Origin of the sequence: Pollutimonas sp. M17, from assembly GCF_025836975.1 — a bacterium.
Taxonomy (GTDB): domain Bacteria; phylum Pseudomonadota; class Gammaproteobacteria; order Burkholderiales; family Burkholderiaceae_B.
The window spans coordinates 2,954,043-2,969,147 of record NZ_CP107548.1 but is presented as its reverse complement, the minus strand read 5'-3'; the positions used below and the strand labels follow the sequence as shown (position 1 = coordinate 2,969,147).

The following is a 15,105-nucleotide window of genomic DNA, read 5'->3' as shown; positions in this document are numbered from 1 at the left end:
GGGTCTCAGGTTTCGGTGGGGTTGTCCCATTGCGCGGTTTTGGCGGCGTCGGCGTCTTTTTGCTGCACCCAGAAACGCTCGCCGTTGGCGAGTGTTTCGCGTTTCCAGAATGGGGCGCGCGTCTTCAAGGCGTCGATGATGTATTCGCAGGCCCTGAAAGCGTCGCCGCGGTGGGCGCTGGCGGCGGCGACAAAGACGATCTGGTCGCTGTTGCGCAATTCGCCCACACGGTGGACCACCAGGCAGTCCTGGACATTCCAGCGCGCCTGCGCGCCTGCGCACAGCGCTTCGATCTCGCGCTCGCACATGCCTGGGTAGTGCTCCAGATACAGGGACTGCGTGGGGGCGCTGTCGGCATAGTCGCGAACATAGCCGGTAAAGCTGACGATGGCGCCGGCCTTGCCGGCCACGCGCTCGCGCAGTTCGCCCAGCAGCGCGCCCGCGTCGAAGTCCGCCTCTTGCACGAGGACCCTGCCTTGGCCCTGTGCGGCCCGGGTTTCAACGCTCACGATCTAGCCTCCGGTAACGGGCTCGAAGACGGCCAGCTCGTCGCCCGGCTGTATGAGGCAGTCGTGCGTGACGTGGTACTGGTTGACGGCCAGCTTCAGCCGTGTCGCGGGCGCCAGCTGCGGATAGCGCGCCTGCAGTTCCGAAAGCCAGGCGGAGCCGCGGATGGGGGCGGGCAGCGGCCAGCTCTCTTGCCGCACCCGGGTCAACTCGGCGACCTGCGCAAAATACAGGACGTTAATCGTTGTGCCATTCGCCACTTTTTCCTCCGGATTTAGAGCGCAGCCGTATGCTTTCCAGAACGATGCCTTTGTCGGCCGCCTTGCACATGTCGTAGATGGTCAGCGCCGCGACGCTGCATGCCGTCATGGCCTCCATCTCGACGCCGGTCTTGTAGTCGGTGCTGCACGTTGCCTTGACGGTAATGCTGTACGAGGCATCATCGTGCTGGAATTCGATGCCGGCGAAGTTGAGCGGCAGGCTGTGGCACAGGGGGATGAGCTCGGCGCAGCGCTTGGCGGCCAGTATGCCGGCCACTCTGGCGGTGTTCAGGACTTCGCCTTTGGCGTTTTCCCGGGCGGACAGAAGGCGGTAGGCCGCCGGGCTCATGCGTACTATGCCTTCGGCCACGGCCGTGCGCAAGGTGGAGGCCTTGCCGCCGACGTCGACCATGCGCGCCCGCCCGGTTTCGTCCAGGTGGCTGAGTGCGGGTGTGTCGGAAAAGGAATTGCTCATTGCGTCATGGACCTGCTGGCTTGGCGATGGTCTTATGATATACGCAATTGCACTCCGGCAGATGCCCGGCGGCAGCCAGGGCCGGAAGGCCTCGTCAAACGGCGCTTAGCGCATTCCTGACGTCCTGGTAGGGGATGTTCGTATCGCGCAGGAAGCCTTGCATCAGCGATTGCAGCTTGCCGGGATCGATGCTGCGTCCTCCGGCCAGCAGCCGCTTGCCCTCGATGACACCCTGGTCGAACAAGGCGTCGAACTCATGCAGGGTCAGCCCCTGTTCCAGGGCATAGCGCATGAGGTGTTCCCGGACGTTCAGCCTATGGGCCTGCCGCTCCAGCGGATTGGCCCCGGCGGCGTCGGCCGCTCCGTTGGCGGCGCCGCACATCATGACCCACTGGTCCAGGGAAATATCGCGTTCCAGGCTGGAGGCGGCGTAGGCGCTTCCCAGCATGCCCATCGCCAGTATGGCGGCGGATAATTTAGGCAGTATCAAATCGGCTCCCCTTGGTGGCGTGTCGATGATGCATTGTGGGGCAGAATCATTGCGGCAGCATGAAGGAAAAGTATGCAGTTGTTTCAGGCTGTGCAGCCCGGCAACATGGGAAGCCCGGGCATCGTATGATTGAGGCTTCTGCATCCCTTCAATAAAAACGGAGAACACCATGTCTATCAAGGTTGGCGATAAGGTGCCCGACGGCACACTGGGCGAATTCATTGAAACGGCCACCGAATCCTGCGCCATCGGACCCAATAATTTCCAGGTGGCCGATCTGGTCAAGGGCAAGACGATTGCCGTGTTTGCCCTGCCCGGCGCATTCACGCCGACCTGCTCCGCCAAGCATCTGCCCGGCTATGTCGAGCTGCACGATCAACTGAAGGCCAAGGGCGTGGACGAGATCTGGTGCGTGGCGGTCAACGACCCCTTCGTCATGGGCGCCTGGGGACGCGACCAGGGCGTGAACGGCCGCGTTCGCATGATGGCCGACGGCAGCGCGGACTGGACGCGGGCGATGGGCCTGGAACTGGACTTGACGGCCAGAGGTATGGGCGTGCGTTCGCAGCGCTATTCCGCTCTCCTGGAAGACGGCGTGGTCAAGAAGCTGAACATCGAGAAGGCCGGCCAGTACGAGGTCAGCGACGCGAAGACCCTGCTGGAACAACTGGGCTAAGCCTGGCTGCAAAGTTCGGAATCACCCATGATACAAATGCTGGCGGCGTTTTCTTCGCTTTATCTTGCCACCCTGCTGTTGCTGGTCGGTTCCGGGCTTTTCAATACCTATATGGGCTTGCGCCTGACGGCGCAGTCCGTATCCGAACTCTGGGTCGGCGGCCTGATCGCCGTGTATTACCTGGGCCTGGTGTTCGGCGCGCGCATCGGCCACAAGATCATCATACAGGTGGGCCACATACGCGCCTATGCGGCCACCGCCGCCATCGTCACGATCACCGTCCTGGTCCTGGCGCTGCTGGACAATCTGTGGATATGGCTGGGGTTCCGCTTCATTGCCGGCATCGCCATGGTCACCCAATTCATGGTGATCGAAAGCTGGCTGAACGAACAGACCGAAAACCATCAGCGCGGCCGCGTCTTTGCCTTCTACATGGTGTTTTCCAGCACGGGCACTGTGCTGGGCCAGTTGTCCCTGACGCTGTTCCCCACGCTCAACTACGAACCGCTTATTTTCGCCGCCATGTGTTCGGCGCTGTGCCTGGTGCCCGTTGCCCTGACGCGCCGCCTGCACCCGGCGCTGCAAGTGCCGGCCCCCATACAGGTCAAGTATTACGTGGCGCGCGTGCCCATGTCGCTGACCGTCCTGTTCGTGGCCGGTACGCTGACCGGCGCTTTCTACGGCCTGGCGCCCGTGTATGCCCTGAAGCAGGGCCTGTCCAACAGTCAGGTGGCGGTCTTCCTGGCCGCTTCCGTGGCGACCGGCCTGCTGGCGCAGTGGCCGCTGGGCTGGCTGGCCGACCGCATCAGCCGCGTCGGCATGATACGCGTCAATGCGTGCATCCTGTTCCTGCTGGCCGTGCCGTTGTGGGGCTGGTGGGTGTTTCCCTTCTGGGCGCTGCTGCTGTTTTCCTGCGCGTTCGGGGTGCTGCAGTTCACGCTGTACCCCCTGGGCGCCGCCTTTGCCAACGACAACGTCGATCAGGAGCGTCGGGTGGGCCTGAGCGCCATCCTGTACATGGTTTACGGCCTGGGCGCCTGTGTGGGGCCTTTGCTGGCCGGCCTGCTGATGCGCGAGCTCGAGGTCAGCATGTACTTTGTCTTCGTGTCCGCCTGCGCGGCCGTGCTGGTCGCCGTGATACGGCCTCAGCGCGTCACCGGGGCCAACCTCAGCCAGGACGCGCCCACCCACTTCGTGCCCATGTCCGACAGCCTGCAAAGCTCGAACGTCGTCGCGGCCCTGGATCCCCGGGTCGATGTGGAAAGCGACGTATCGTTCGAGCCGGTCGAAGAAGAGGTGTCAGCGGGGAATCAGGATGACGATGGCGGCGATGGCCAGAACAATGCCAAGCACGTTGACCCAGCGTAGCTTCTCTTTGAAGAATCCCGCTCCGACCAGGGTGCCCAGCGAAATGACCCCGATGTTCATGGCCGAGAAGACCAATGTCGGGTTCTCGGGAAAGACCTGGTGCGCGCGGATGTAGAAATAGATATTGCCGAAGTTCAGCAAGCCCAGGACGACGCCGGCCACGACGTTGCGCCGTTGCCAAACGCTGCGCTTGGCGATCAAGTAAACGAAGATCAGGATGCCGGCCAGCGTGAAGGCGGCGAACAGGCTGCTGGAGAACACCGCGCCGCTCTTGGCCATCTGCTTGAACAGAATGTCTATCGTGCCGTAGCCCACCCACACCGCCAGCAGCAGGGCGATGGTCTTTCCGGTTTCGCCGGATCCCTCCTGCGGCCTGGGCCGGAACAGCAGGCAGCCCAGGGCGGTCAACGCCACGATGATGCCGGCCAGCTTGCTGCCGGATGCGGCCTCGCCAAAGAGGATGAAGGCGGCGATCAAGGGGATGAACAGGGACAGCCTCTGGGCGGCGTCGCTCAGTACGATGCCCGCATGGCGCACGGCGCCCGCCATGGCCAGGAAGATGGTGGGCAGCAGCGCGCCCAGCGCGATCAGCACCCACCACGGCGTGCTGGGATTGAGCAGCGCCGCGGGCTGCGGCCGCAATATGAGCAGGCACAGGCTGGCGGCCACCACATAGTTCACCGCGATGGCCTGGTCTATTTGCAGGTTCCGGCGGCGGGCGATCTTCAGCAGCACCGATACGGCGACGCTGCACGCAATGCTGGTAATCAGGGTATACATTCTTGATCGGTCTCGGGTGGGTTCAGTGTGCGGTTTGAATTTCGGTTTCGGCGCCGTTCCCGGCTTCGGCGGACGCGGCATCGGCGGCGGGCCGCAGGCCCAGGCGCTGGAATAGAAGCTTGTCCTGGACCGCCTGCGGATTGCCCGTGGTAAGCAGCTTGTCCCCGTAGAAGATGGAGTTGGCGCCCGCCATGAAGCACAAGGCCTGGAGCTCATCGCTCATTGCCTCGCGGCCGGCCGAGAGCCGGACGACCGCAGCAGGCATGGCGATGCGCGTCACGGCGATGGTGCGCACGAACTCGAAGGGATCGATGTCGGGCGTTCCCGCCAGCGGGGTCCCCGGCACCTTGACCAGGTTGTTGATGGGCACCGATTCCGGATGGGGCGACATGCCGGCCAGCTGGGCGATCAGGCCCGCCCGCTCGCCGCGCGATTCGCCCATGCCCACGATGCCGCCGCAGCATACATGCACGCCGGCGGCGCGGACCCGCGCCAGCGTATCCAGCCGGTCCTGATAGCTGCGGGTGGAAATGATGCTGCCGTAGAACTCCGGCGAAGTGTCCAGGTTGTGGTTGTAGTAGTCCAGGCCCGCGTCGCGCAGGCGCTCGGCCTGCCCGTCCTTCAGCATGCCCAGCGTGACGCAGGTTTCCAGCCCCATGGCCTTGACCGCGGCCACCATGTCCACGATGGCATCCACCTGACGCGCGGTGGGCGAGCGCCAGGCGGCGCCCATGCAGAAGCGCTGCGCGCCGCTGTCCTTGGCCTGGCGGGCGGCTTGCAACACCTCTTCCAGCGGCATCAGGGCTTCGTCCTCGACAGCGGTATCGTAGCGGGACGATTGCGGACAGTAGGCGCAGTCCTCGGGACAGGCGCCGGTTTTCACCGAAAGCAGGCTGGAAAGCTGCACGGTGTTGGCTTCGTGATGCTTGCGATGGATATCCTGGGCCTGCATCAACAGGTCGAGCAGGGGCAGATCGTACAGAGCAAGGATGCGCCGAACAGTCCAGTTCGAGGCGGAGGGAAGGGCGGGTTTCGATGCTTCAGGCGGCACGGCAATGTCGATAGGTAAACGATAATGGCCGCATGGTAGGTGTGCGCCAGGAGAAGGGCAAGAACCTTGTTGTTGTCTTCATCCTTTAAATTGATGGAAATTGTCGGCTAATGTCCATAATTTCGCTTAATTTATTATTATTCGATCATGAAGGCCGGATGAAAGCGCCTGGCTTTTATTTTGTTTCCTGTTGTGACGGACGTGATCGGGCTCTCGGGTCGCGCTTGCTTAGGTCACAACCATATTAGTTCCGGCACCGCCGAACTGCCGGCAAACACAAAGGCAAGCTGCCCATATCGTCTGGCCAGTCCGCAGCTTTCCGGGTAAAGGGCGCCCAATATCGCTACGGTGGGTTCCGCCGGACCGTTCTCGTCTTCCGCTAGGTTCCTGCCGTAGAAGCAGGGCAGGCCCAATGCCGAGGCGTCTTTCAGCAGGGCGCGTTGCGCGCGGTGGTTGGCGGCGATGCCGGCCTGCCTGGCTCCGGGGTTGTAGGCGGTCAGTATGGCCAGCGAGTCGCGCGCCCGTGCCGCCATCAGGGATTGCAGCGCCAGGCTGTGCTGGCCGATGCGCAGCGTGATGGTGCCGGCGGGAGCGAACACCAGATAGCGGGCTTCGTGGAAGGCCTGGGCGATCGAGTCGGGGATGTCGGCGCGCATTTCAGTACTGGGCCTCTCGTTCCTTGATGTGGGGGGCTTGCTTGCAGGCCACGCGCAGGGCGCGGGCGAACATCCGTACGGCTTCGGGCTGAGGCCCCTGCCGGCGCGTGAAGAGCGCAATGGGCGGCAAGGTCCAGTCGAAAGAATAGGGAACGATGGCCACGCCGGCGATCCGCACGAGTTCGTCGGCGATGTCGGCCGGCACGATGGATACGGCCTGATCGTTGGAAACGATCAGTTCGCCCATGAGCTTGGTGGCATAGCTTTCGATGATGGGCGCGGGCGGCGCAACCCCCGCTTTCAGGAAGATGTCGCTGACCTGTTCCCGTATGGGCGTGCCCGGGGCGCCCAGTATCCAGTCCAGCCTGGCCAGTTGCCGCCAGTTCAGGCGGCGCCGGCCCAATTGCGCGGCAAGCCGCCGGCCCGCCACCAGGCGTGGCTGCTGGTCGTACAAAGCTTCGAATTCCAGCTGATCGATATTCACGGCGGTCGAAGGCCGGCCGACGGCGATATCCAGCGTGTGATCGCGCAGCTGCTGCATCAATTGATCGCTGGTTCCTTCATGTATGGTCAGGGTCAGCCGCCCGCCGCCTTCGGGCAGGGTGTGCTGCACGGCGGTGGAGAGCATCTGCCCGGAAATGAAGGGAATGACGCCGATATGGAGGTGCGCGGCATTGCCCGAGGCAACCGTTTCCATGTCCCGCACCAGATTTCCCAGGTCGTTGATCATGGCCTGGGCGCGCGCCAGGGCGACCTCGCCCAGCGCCGTGGGCGACATGCCGCGCGCGGAGCGATCGAACAGCGGCGCGCCGAACATGCTTTCGACCTCGGCCAGCGCGTTGGTGACGGCGGGCTGGCTGGTGGACATTTCCTCGGCCACCCGCGTCAGGGATCCGTGCTGCCGGATGCGCAGCAGCAATTGCAAATGGCGCATCTTCAGCCTGGCGGTCAGTTTTCGGACCACGTCAACGGAATCGAAGTCGGTCATAAGCAATTGAAAATAAATAGATATAAGTTAAATATTATACGATGATATGAATTTAAAATTATATGGTTATGTTTGCTGCGTAGAATGGCCCCATCATTCATGCGCATGGTGCGCAGCCAGGAGAACTTAGGATTATGAGTACGTCAGATCGGCAGGCGGCTTTGGACTATCACGAATTTCCCGCGCCCGGCAAAATCTCGGTCAATGCCAGCAAACCCCTGGTCACCCAGCGCGATCTGGGCCTGGCCTATACGCCGGGGGTGGCCGCCGCCTGCGAGGAAATCGCGGCCGACCCCTTCAACGCCTTCCGCTACACGGGGCGCGGGAACCTGGTGGGTGTGATCACCAACGGCACGGCGGTGCTGGGACTGGGCAACATCGGTCCGCTGGCCTCCAAGCCGGTCATGGAAGGCAAGGCGGTGCTGTTCAAGAAGTTCGCCGGCATCGATGTCTTCGACATCGAGATCAATGAAACCGATCCGGACAAGCTGGTGGAGATCATCGCGGGGCTGGAGCCCACCTTCGGGGGCATCAACCTGGAAGACATCAAGGCGCCCGAGTGTTTCATCGTGGAAGGCAAGTTGCGCGAGCGCATGAACATTCCCGTCTTCCACGACGACCAGCACGGCACCGCCATCACGGTGTCCGCCGCCGTCATCAATGGCCTGAAAGTCGTCGGCAAGGATCTTTCCAAGGTCAAGCTCGTTGCGTCCGGCGCGGGCGCCGCCGCCCTGGCCTGCCTGGAGCTGCTGGTGGACCTGGGCCTGCCTGTCGAAAACATCTGGGTGACCGATATCGAAGGCGTGGTCTACGAAGGCCGGCAAGCCCTGATGGACCCGAAGAAAGAGCGTTTCGCGCAAAAGACCGAAGCGCGCACTTTGGGCGAAGTCATCGACGGCGCCGACGTGTTCCTGGGCTTGTCGGCCGGGGGCGTCCTCAAGCCCGACATGGTCGCCCGGATGGCCGCCGGCCCGCTTATCCTGGCCCTGGCCAATCCCCATCCCGAAATCCTTCCCGACGCGGCCCATGCGGCGCGCGACGACGTGGTCATGGCCACCGGACGCTCCGACTACCCCAACCAGGTCAACAACGTACTGTGCTTTCCTTATGTGTTCCGGGGGGCGCTGGACGTCGGCGCCACCACGATCACGCGCGAAATGGAAAAAGCGGCGGTCCATGCCATCGCCGGCCTGGCCGAGGAAGAGCAGAACGAAGTCGTGGCTGCGGCCTATGGCACCTATGGCGTGTCTTTCGGCCGCGATTACTTCATTCCCAAGCCCTTCGATCCGCGCCTGATCGTGCGCATCGCGGTGGCCGTGGCCAAGGCCGCCATGGAAAGCGGCGTGGCAACGCGTCCCATACCGGACCTGGACGCCTATGCCGAACAATTGCAGCATTTCGTCTACCACTCCGGCGCCTTCATGAAGCCGCTGTTCTCGGCGGCCCGGCAACTGGTGCGCGACGGCGGCAAGGCCCGCATCGTCTTCACCGAGGGCGAGGAAGAGCGCGTGCTGCGGGCCGTGCAGGTCATCGTCGACGAAAAGCTGGCACACCCCATCCTGGTGGGGCGGCCGCAAGTCCTGCTGTCCCGCATTGAAAAATACGGCTTGCGCCTGCGCCTGGGCCAGGACGTGGAGGTCACCAATCCCGAATACGACGAGCGCTTTCATCAATACTGGACCACGTATTGGGAACTCATGTGCCGGCAGGGCATCACCAAGGAAATGGCGCGCGTCGAAATGCGCCGCCGGCTGACCCTGATCGGCGCCATGATGCTGCACCTGGGCGATGCCGACGGCATGATATGCGGAACCGTGGGCGGGTATCACGACCACCTGCGCTTCGTGGACCAGGTCATCGGCAAGAAGCCCGGCGCCCAGACCTATGCCGCCATGAACGTGCTGCTGCTGGACGAGCGCACGGTGGCCCTGGTCGATACCCATATCAATGACGACCCGACCGCCGAGCAGATCGCCGAGTTCACCATCGCGGCGGCCGAGCAAATGAGCCGGCTGGACCTGGAACCCAAGGTGGCCATGCTGTCGCGCTCCAACTTCGGTTCCGGCAGCTCGGCGTCGGGCTCCAAGATGCGGCAGGCGCTCGAGCTGGTGCAAGAGCGCGCCCCCGAGCTGGAGATCGACGGCGAGATGCACGGCGACTGCGCCCTGGATGAGGCCCTGCGTTCGCGCATACTGCCCACGTCCAGGTTGAAAGGCGCCGCCAACCTGCTGGTCTGCCCCAACGTGGACGCCGGCAACATCGCCTACAACCTGCTCAAGACCACGGCGGGCAGCAATGTGGCGGTGGGCCCCTTCCTGCTGGGCGCCAATGCGCCCGTGCACATCCTGACCACCAGTTCCACCGTGCGGCGCATCATCAACATGGCGGCGCTGACGGTGATTGACGCCAACCGCGGCAATTAGACCATCCCAGGGTCGCGCCGTCCGGCCTCATGGAGAGGCGGGGCGGCGATGGTCGTCGGACGCGGCCGTGTGATGGCCCGCTTGTTTCGAGGGGCCTGCCGTGTCCCCGCAGATTCGTATACACTCGGCTCCGCACGCAGGTCATGCCCGGATTTCCAGCGTGGGCGACACCCCATGGCCAAGTCTTGAGGAACCATAAATGAAAACAGTCGGAGACAGCTTGGTTATCGATATCGATGATCAGGTGGAAGCATTGCTCCAGCAGATCAATAGCACGCCGAACTCCGGACAGCAGAAGCAATTTGTCGAAAGCTTCCAAAGTATGCTGATCGATCAGCTCATCGGCCCCTTTGGCCTTAGCCGCAGCATGTTTCAGGATCGCGACGGCGGCGCGGTAACCAGCGTGCGCAATTTTGAAAAGGGCGTGGTTGCGAACGATGCCGATGCGGAACGCTACGAAAACTGGCGCAAGGCGAACGAAAGCAAGTTCGATCGGACCGACTACGACCAGCGGCTGGATGAGCGCTTCCCCGACATGAAAAGCGAAGACGGCAAATATTACGATGGATATCGGGCTCCGGGAAGCGAGTTGCCGGTGGGACCGCGCATAGCGGCCCGCGATCATGTGGTTTCCGCCAGCGAGGTGGAGCGTTCATCCCGTGGCCACCTGGCCCAGACCCGGGAGCAGCGTGTGGAAACCGCGACGCAGGATGAAAACGTGGTGTTGACCGCCTTCAACATGAATTCCTCCAAGAACGACAAGGACTTGATGGAGTGGGCGGCGCAGCCCAACGCCCAGGATCCCAGCCAGACCAATGCGGCCTACTATGCCCTAGACGAGGGGGTTCTGAAGCAAAAATACCAGGAAGCCAGGAATGCCGTCGACAAGACCCAGAAAAAAGCCGTGCTGGTCAAACAAGGCAAGGAAGTCATGCTGGAGGGGGGCAAGGCGGCTGGCCGGCTGGCCCTGCGCCAGATACTCGGCTTGATTTTGAAAGATGTGGTGCAAGGCCTTATTGACGATGTCCGCTACCTGGTCCGCGAGGGGCTGAATGGCGCCCGATCCCTCATGGATCTGCTGCGGGCGCGTCTCGAGGAAAGCTTCCGCAGCTTAAGGGAAAAGTGGGCCGAATACCTGAAAGAGGGGGCCAGTGCCGGGTTAAGCGGATTCGTCTCCACTTTACTGACCTTGATCATCAACTCGTTCGTCACCACGGCAAAGAACATCGTATCGCTGATCCGCGAGGCGGTGTTGGCCATAGTGCGCGCCGTCAAGGTGATCGTCTCGCCCTCTCCGGGCATGAGCAGCGGAGATATCGCTATTGAAGTATTCCGCTTGCTTTCAGCAGCCGTGGTCACCTGCTTGGGTTTGGCCCTGGAGGAGGCGATCAAAAAGGCATTGGAAAGCGTGCCCCTGTTTGCCACCTTTGCCGCAGAAGTGGCGCCGGTGATCACGGGGATCCTTACGGGCACATTGGCGCTGTTCACTATCCTGGCTTTTGACCGCATCAAGGATGCAGTGGCTTTTCGCAACAAGCAGATGGCGGATGTCCACCGAGGCCAAACGGTCGGCTTCCTGCGGATCAAGCAGACGGTCCTCATGCTGGATGCGGCGTATGAAAACATGACCGTAACGGCCCAGACCCTGAGGCTGCAGTTCGCCGAAAGTGCCGTTGCCGTGCAGGATAGCGGCCGGAAGGCGGACAAGAGCGTATCCGCGTATCAAGACTCCGTCAACGCACTGGACGACCTGTTGGGAAGGATCTGATGGAAACGCAGCAGCTGGTTCTCGCCAATAACAAAACCCCCGGAATGGTCGCGACGGATTTTCTCAGCGTCATCAAGGACATTGAAAACTGCATAGAAGAGGGCAAAGGCAAAGTCTCCGAGATAGAAAACCGCGGCCTCTTTAAAAGCTTGATTTCCAGTTCGAGCTCGGACCTGGTCGATATTTCCCAGTCGCAGAACAAGATCAATGGGATGATGCTCGGGTTGATCCAGGAAGTGATCACCCTCAATACCATGAGCTACTCTTTTCTGGCCGCCGTGATTGGCGAGATGGAGCAGCGTTTTCGCAATGGATGGAAAGACAGCAATGGCCGCTACCAGCGCTTGTCGGATACGGGAAGGCAGTTCGCGGACAAAGCGCATGATATCTTTGTGAAGATACTGGACGGATCAAAGTCGACGCTCGACAAGATCGCCCTGAACCAGCAAAGTATTGAAGTGCTGCGCATCGAGTTCGATCTCAGGTCGGAAGAGATCGCGGGCCTGAAATCCGCATTGTCGGATAAGTCGATTCAGATCCATCAAAGCCAGGAAGCCATCAGCAACATCAAGGCCGGATTGGAATTGAAGGCAGCGCGTTTATCGGACTTGGATAAAGCTTTCGATCAGAAAAAGCAGGTTCTCGAAGAACATGGAAAAGCCATCCAGGCGCTGACCGAGGAACTGCGGGAAAACAGCCGGACGGACTTGCTTCGTGAGCAGAATATAGAGGATATTCAGAGCGCCCTGGACGGTTTGCGGCTGCAGATCGATGGCCTGGGCGTGCAGCTGGAGGATAGCCGGCTTCACGCGCTACGGGGTATCGGTCGATTGAAAATCGTTGCCGCAATCCTGGCGGTTGGGTGGGTTGCGCTCGCGGGGCTGGGGGCGTTCTACATTTTTTGAGGCCGGAACTTATAGCCCTGCAATATAGGAACGCAGAGCTTTGGAATAAAAACCAAACCCCGCAACATACATCAAGACGAAAAAAAAGCGCTTACGAGAGGTAAGCGCTTTTTCCACGGAATTCTTTGGCGGAGCGGACGGGACTCGAACCCGCGACCCCCGGCGTGACAGTCCAGTTATTGAAACGGCATTGGTAAACTTGGCAACGTAGACGACCCTGGCCTCTTCTTGCACGACTGGCTTAGATACCGATATGAGGAAAGTTGGAAACCAAGGGTACTAGGCCATGGCGAATCGGAGTTTGTCGATATCTTGCAAATTAACGTGCCGGCGAACTAGCCACAGATCATGAGCGTCCTGCATAGACAGCCAGCTTTCTGGGCTGCGTCCAAGTGCCTTGGAAAGGCGAAGTGCCATTTCAGGGGTAACACGAGAAGTGCCGTTGAGTACCCGGCTGAGGGTAGAGGCGGCTACGCCAAGTGCTTGAGCAAGTTCGCGCCCGCTGATATTGTTGGGCTCAAGATAGATGCCGGAGATAAATTCACCAGGGTGGGGCGGATTGTGCATGTTCATCAGTGATAGTCCTCATAGTCCAATACGTAGGCATTTCCGTCTTCAAACTCAAAGGTAATGCGCCAGTTTCCGTTGACGGTGATTGACCAGCGGTCCTTCATTGTGCCCTTGAGGGGATGGAGTCTAAATCCCGGAATGTCCATGTCTTCGATGGTCTGAGCGGTATTAAGGGCAGACAGTTGTAGGCGAAGGCGTTTGGCATGGCTTGCTTGAACGCCGGATGCGTTGCCTGCCTCGAATAACCGACGAAGGCCTTTGTGCCGAAAGCTCTTGATCATAGGGTTATTGTAGTGTGTTGCGCATCACGAATCAATGGGAATACAGCTAGAGACAACATGGAGTGCTAGCGCGGTGCGCAACTAAAAAACGGAATGAAGGGGTTTTAGTTTTAAAATAAAAACCAAGGCGAAAAAAAAGCACTTACATAGTGTAAGTGCTTTTTTTGAATTCTTTGGCGGAGCGGACGGGACTCGAACCCGCGACCCCCGGCGTGACAGGCCGGTATTCTAACCAACTGAACTACCGCTCCGCAGCGGTGTACTGCATAGCCAGGAAAACTGGCGTCCCCTAGGGGATTCGAACCCCTGTACCCACCGTGAAAGGGTGGTGTCCTAGGCCTCTAGACGAAGGGGACAGGACAAAAATCAAGCTGCGCATTGTAGCATATTCAATACGCCGCGTATTTCATTGAAACACGCTGTTTACTACAGCCATCATCGGCTTTCTTCGTTTGACTGGTGGAGGTAAGCGGGATCGAACCGCTGACCTCTTGCATGCCATGCAAGCGCTCTCCCAGCTGAGCTATACCCCCGGTGTGGAATGTCTAGCGAAGAAGCGAGATTATGCACTAAAAAAAAAATGTGTGCAAGTCGGCCTCGGTATTTTTTCAATCGATCAAAAAAAGATGCTTGAACCATACTTTGGCCGGTCGATCAGAGTGCCGTCTTGCCATGCGACGCCCCAGGGCGGCCAAGGCTGTATGGCAACCATTTATACACCCATCTATTTGGTTGCGAAAGTTGTATTACATATGTTGTAATACAGATTAACAAAGATCATCCATAAAGGATGATCTACACGTCGGTCGTCACTGGCAGGAGCCGGTGGCCCATCAATAATCGAATGAATCGAATTATCCAGGAGACAAAATGAACACTTTCCGCCGTACTACCATTGGGCTCATGCTGTCCGTCATGGCCGCTGGGATTGGCCTGGGCAGCAGCGCATCGGCGCAGACGGTGATGCGCATCAGCATCTCGTCGCCGCAGAATTCACACCAGGGTGTCGCCATCGACACCTTCGCCAAGGAAGTCGAACGGCTGACCAACGGCCGCTATGTCATCAAGACCTTCTACGCCAGTTCCCTGGGTGCCGAGCGTGAAGCGATGGAGTCGGTGCAGATGGGTACGCAGGAACTGACCTGGACCTCCAGCGGCCCCGTTCCCAACTTCGTGCCCGAAGTGAAGATTCTGGACGTGCCCTATCTGTTTACCGATTACGCGCATGCGCGCGGCGTGCTGGACGGCCCCATCGGCGACGAGATGCTGAAGAAGTTCGAGCCCAAGGGTTTCAAGGCGCTGGCATGGGCGGAAAACGGCTTCCGCCACATGACGAACAACAAGCATCCCATCAAGGTTCCGGCGGACATGCAAGGACTGAAGATGCGCACGGTGGAAAACCCCGTGCACATCCAGGCCTACAAGGCATTCGGCATCAACCCCACGCCCATGGCGTTCAGCGAGGTCTTCACCGCGCTGCAGCAGGGTACCGTGGACGGGCAGGAAAACCCGCTGTCGGTCATCACGGCATCCAAGTTCGATCAGGTGCAAAAATACCTGACGCTGACGGGGCACGTTTATTCCCCCGGCGTTTACCTGATGAACAAGGACGCCTTCGACAAGCTGTCGGATGAGGACAAGAAGGCTTTCATCGAGGCGGCGCGCATCGGCGTGAAGGCCAACCGGGATCGCATCGATTCCGATGAGAAGAATGCGGTGGCTGATTTGCGCAGCAAGGGCATGGAAGTGGTCGAGACCATAGACAAGGCTCAATTCCAGGCAGCGCTGGAACCCATCATGGCCGACTTCAACAAGCAGTTCGGCAAGGAAAACCTGGACAGGATCCGCGCCGCAAAATAAAGTCGTGCATAGAGAGCGCCCCATGGATATGGGGCGTTTCTGTGTCT

General features: G+C 60.4%; 16 protein-coding genes and 3 tRNA genes. 6 read left to right on the top strand and 13 right to left on the bottom strand.

The features are described from left to right. Positions 1–5 precede the first annotated feature (5 nt). The 4 genes from OEG81_RS14015 to OEG81_RS14000 all read right to left on the bottom strand — a co-directional run bounded on the left by OEG81_RS14015 (position 6) and on the right by OEG81_RS14000 (position 1,732). Positions 6–509, bottom strand: coding sequence for a molybdenum cofactor biosynthesis protein MoaE (locus OEG81_RS14015; RefSeq protein WP_264129892.1), 504 nt, complete (start codon positions 507–509; stop codon positions 6–8). Positions 510–512: 3 nt separating this feature from the next. Further along, positions 513–767, bottom strand: coding sequence for a MoaD/ThiS family protein (locus tag OEG81_RS14010; protein ID WP_264129891.1), 255 nt, complete (start codon positions 765–767; stop codon positions 513–515). Next, positions 745–1,242 carry a cyclic pyranopterin monophosphate synthase MoaC gene (gene moaC / locus OEG81_RS14005; RefSeq protein ID WP_264129890.1) on the bottom strand — a complete coding sequence of 166 codons (498 nt, stop codon included), beginning with the start codon at positions 1,240–1,242 and terminating at the stop codon, positions 745–747. Before moaC ends, OEG81_RS14010 begins: the two co-directional genes overlap by 23 nt. A 94-nt stretch (positions 1,243–1,336) precedes the next feature. After that, entirely contained in the window at positions 1,337–1,732 is a 396-nt protein-coding gene (locus tag OEG81_RS14000) for a hypothetical protein (RefSeq protein ID WP_264129889.1), read from the bottom strand. 169 nt (positions 1,733–1,901) lie between these two features. Between OEG81_RS14000 and OEG81_RS13995 the strand changes: the two genes are divergently transcribed. Beyond that, complete coding sequence (locus OEG81_RS13995) at positions 1,902–2,408, top strand: peroxiredoxin (RefSeq protein ID WP_264129888.1); 507 nt, start codon at positions 1,902–1,904, stop codon at positions 2,406–2,408. Positions 2,409–2,435: 27 nt separating this feature from the next. Next, positions 2,436–3,776: an MFS transporter gene (locus tag OEG81_RS13990; protein ID WP_264129887.1), complete on the top strand. Its 1,341-nt coding sequence runs from the start codon at positions 2,436–2,438 to the stop codon at positions 3,774–3,776. On the opposite strand, the gene OEG81_RS13985 is transcribed toward OEG81_RS13990, so the two are convergent. The 4 genes from OEG81_RS13985 to OEG81_RS13970 form a co-directional block, all read right to left on the bottom strand. Further along, entirely contained in the window at positions 3,708–4,556 is an 849-nt protein-coding gene (locus OEG81_RS13985; RefSeq protein WP_264129886.1) for a DMT family transporter, read from the bottom strand. The genes OEG81_RS13990 and OEG81_RS13985 overlap by 69 nt on opposite strands. A gap of 22 nt (positions 4,557–4,578) precedes the next feature. Next, positions 4,579–5,619 carry a biotin synthase BioB gene (gene bioB / locus OEG81_RS13980; RefSeq protein ID WP_412034147.1) on the bottom strand — a complete coding sequence of 347 codons (1,041 nt, stop codon included), beginning with the start codon at positions 5,617–5,619 and terminating at the stop codon, positions 4,579–4,581. A gap of 221 nt (positions 5,620–5,840) precedes the next feature. Then, positions 5,841–6,263, bottom strand: a complete 423-nt coding sequence (locus OEG81_RS13975) for a DUF3293 domain-containing protein (RefSeq protein ID WP_264129884.1) — start codon at positions 6,261–6,263, stop codon at positions 5,841–5,843. Position 6,264: 1 nt separating this feature from the next. Continuing rightward, positions 6,265–7,251: a LysR substrate-binding domain-containing protein gene (locus OEG81_RS13970; RefSeq protein ID WP_264129883.1), complete on the bottom strand. Its 987-nt coding sequence runs from the start codon at positions 7,249–7,251 to the stop codon at positions 6,265–6,267. A gap of 134 nt (positions 7,252–7,385) precedes the next feature. Here OEG81_RS13970 and OEG81_RS13965 point away from each other — a divergent pair, with 134 nt between their 5' ends. The 3 genes from OEG81_RS13965 to OEG81_RS13955 all read left to right on the top strand — a co-directional run bounded on the left by OEG81_RS13965 (position 7,386) and on the right by OEG81_RS13955 (position 12,347). Then, the gene (locus OEG81_RS13965) at positions 7,386–9,674 is read left to right on the top strand and encodes an NADP-dependent malic enzyme (RefSeq protein WP_264129882.1); all 2,289 of its coding nucleotides are present in this window, start codon (positions 7,386–7,388) and stop codon (positions 9,672–9,674) included. 199 nt (positions 9,675–9,873) lie between these two features. Next, positions 9,874–11,442, top strand: coding sequence for a hypothetical protein (locus OEG81_RS13960; protein ID WP_264129881.1), 1,569 nt, complete (start codon positions 9,874–9,876; stop codon positions 11,440–11,442). Then, the gene (locus OEG81_RS13955) at positions 11,442–12,347 is read left to right on the top strand and encodes a hypothetical protein (protein WP_264129880.1); all 906 of its coding nucleotides are present in this window, start codon (positions 11,442–11,444) and stop codon (positions 12,345–12,347) included. Before OEG81_RS13960 ends, OEG81_RS13955 begins: the two co-directional genes overlap by 1 nt. Positions 12,348–12,626: 279 nt before the next feature. On the opposite strand, the gene OEG81_RS13950 is transcribed toward OEG81_RS13955, so the two are convergent. The 5 genes from OEG81_RS13950 to OEG81_RS13930 all read right to left on the bottom strand — a co-directional run bounded on the left by OEG81_RS13950 (position 12,627) and on the right by OEG81_RS13930 (position 13,731). Further along, positions 12,627–12,920, bottom strand: coding sequence for a HigA family addiction module antitoxin (locus OEG81_RS13950; protein ID WP_264129879.1), 294 nt, complete (start codon positions 12,918–12,920; stop codon positions 12,627–12,629). Then, positions 12,920–13,198: a type II toxin-antitoxin system RelE/ParE family toxin gene (locus OEG81_RS13945; RefSeq protein ID WP_264129878.1), complete on the bottom strand. Its 279-nt coding sequence runs from the start codon at positions 13,196–13,198 to the stop codon at positions 12,920–12,922. Before OEG81_RS13945 ends, OEG81_RS13950 begins: the two co-directional genes overlap by 1 nt. Before the next feature lie 174 nt (positions 13,199–13,372). Further along, a tRNA-Asp gene (locus tag OEG81_RS13940) sits at positions 13,373–13,449 on the bottom strand. A 29-nt stretch (positions 13,450–13,478) separates the two neighbouring features. Next, a tRNA-Glu gene (locus OEG81_RS13935) sits at positions 13,479–13,554 on the bottom strand. 101 nt (positions 13,555–13,655) lie between these two features. Next, positions 13,656–13,731 (bottom strand) — tRNA-Ala (locus tag OEG81_RS13930). A 337-nt stretch (positions 13,732–14,068) separates the two neighbouring features. On the opposite strand from OEG81_RS13930, the gene OEG81_RS13925 reads away from it, so the two are divergent. Beyond that, positions 14,069–15,058: a TRAP transporter substrate-binding protein gene (locus OEG81_RS13925; RefSeq protein ID WP_264129877.1), complete on the top strand. Its 990-nt coding sequence runs from the start codon at positions 14,069–14,071 to the stop codon at positions 15,056–15,058. Positions 15,059–15,105: the final 47 nt, after the last annotated feature.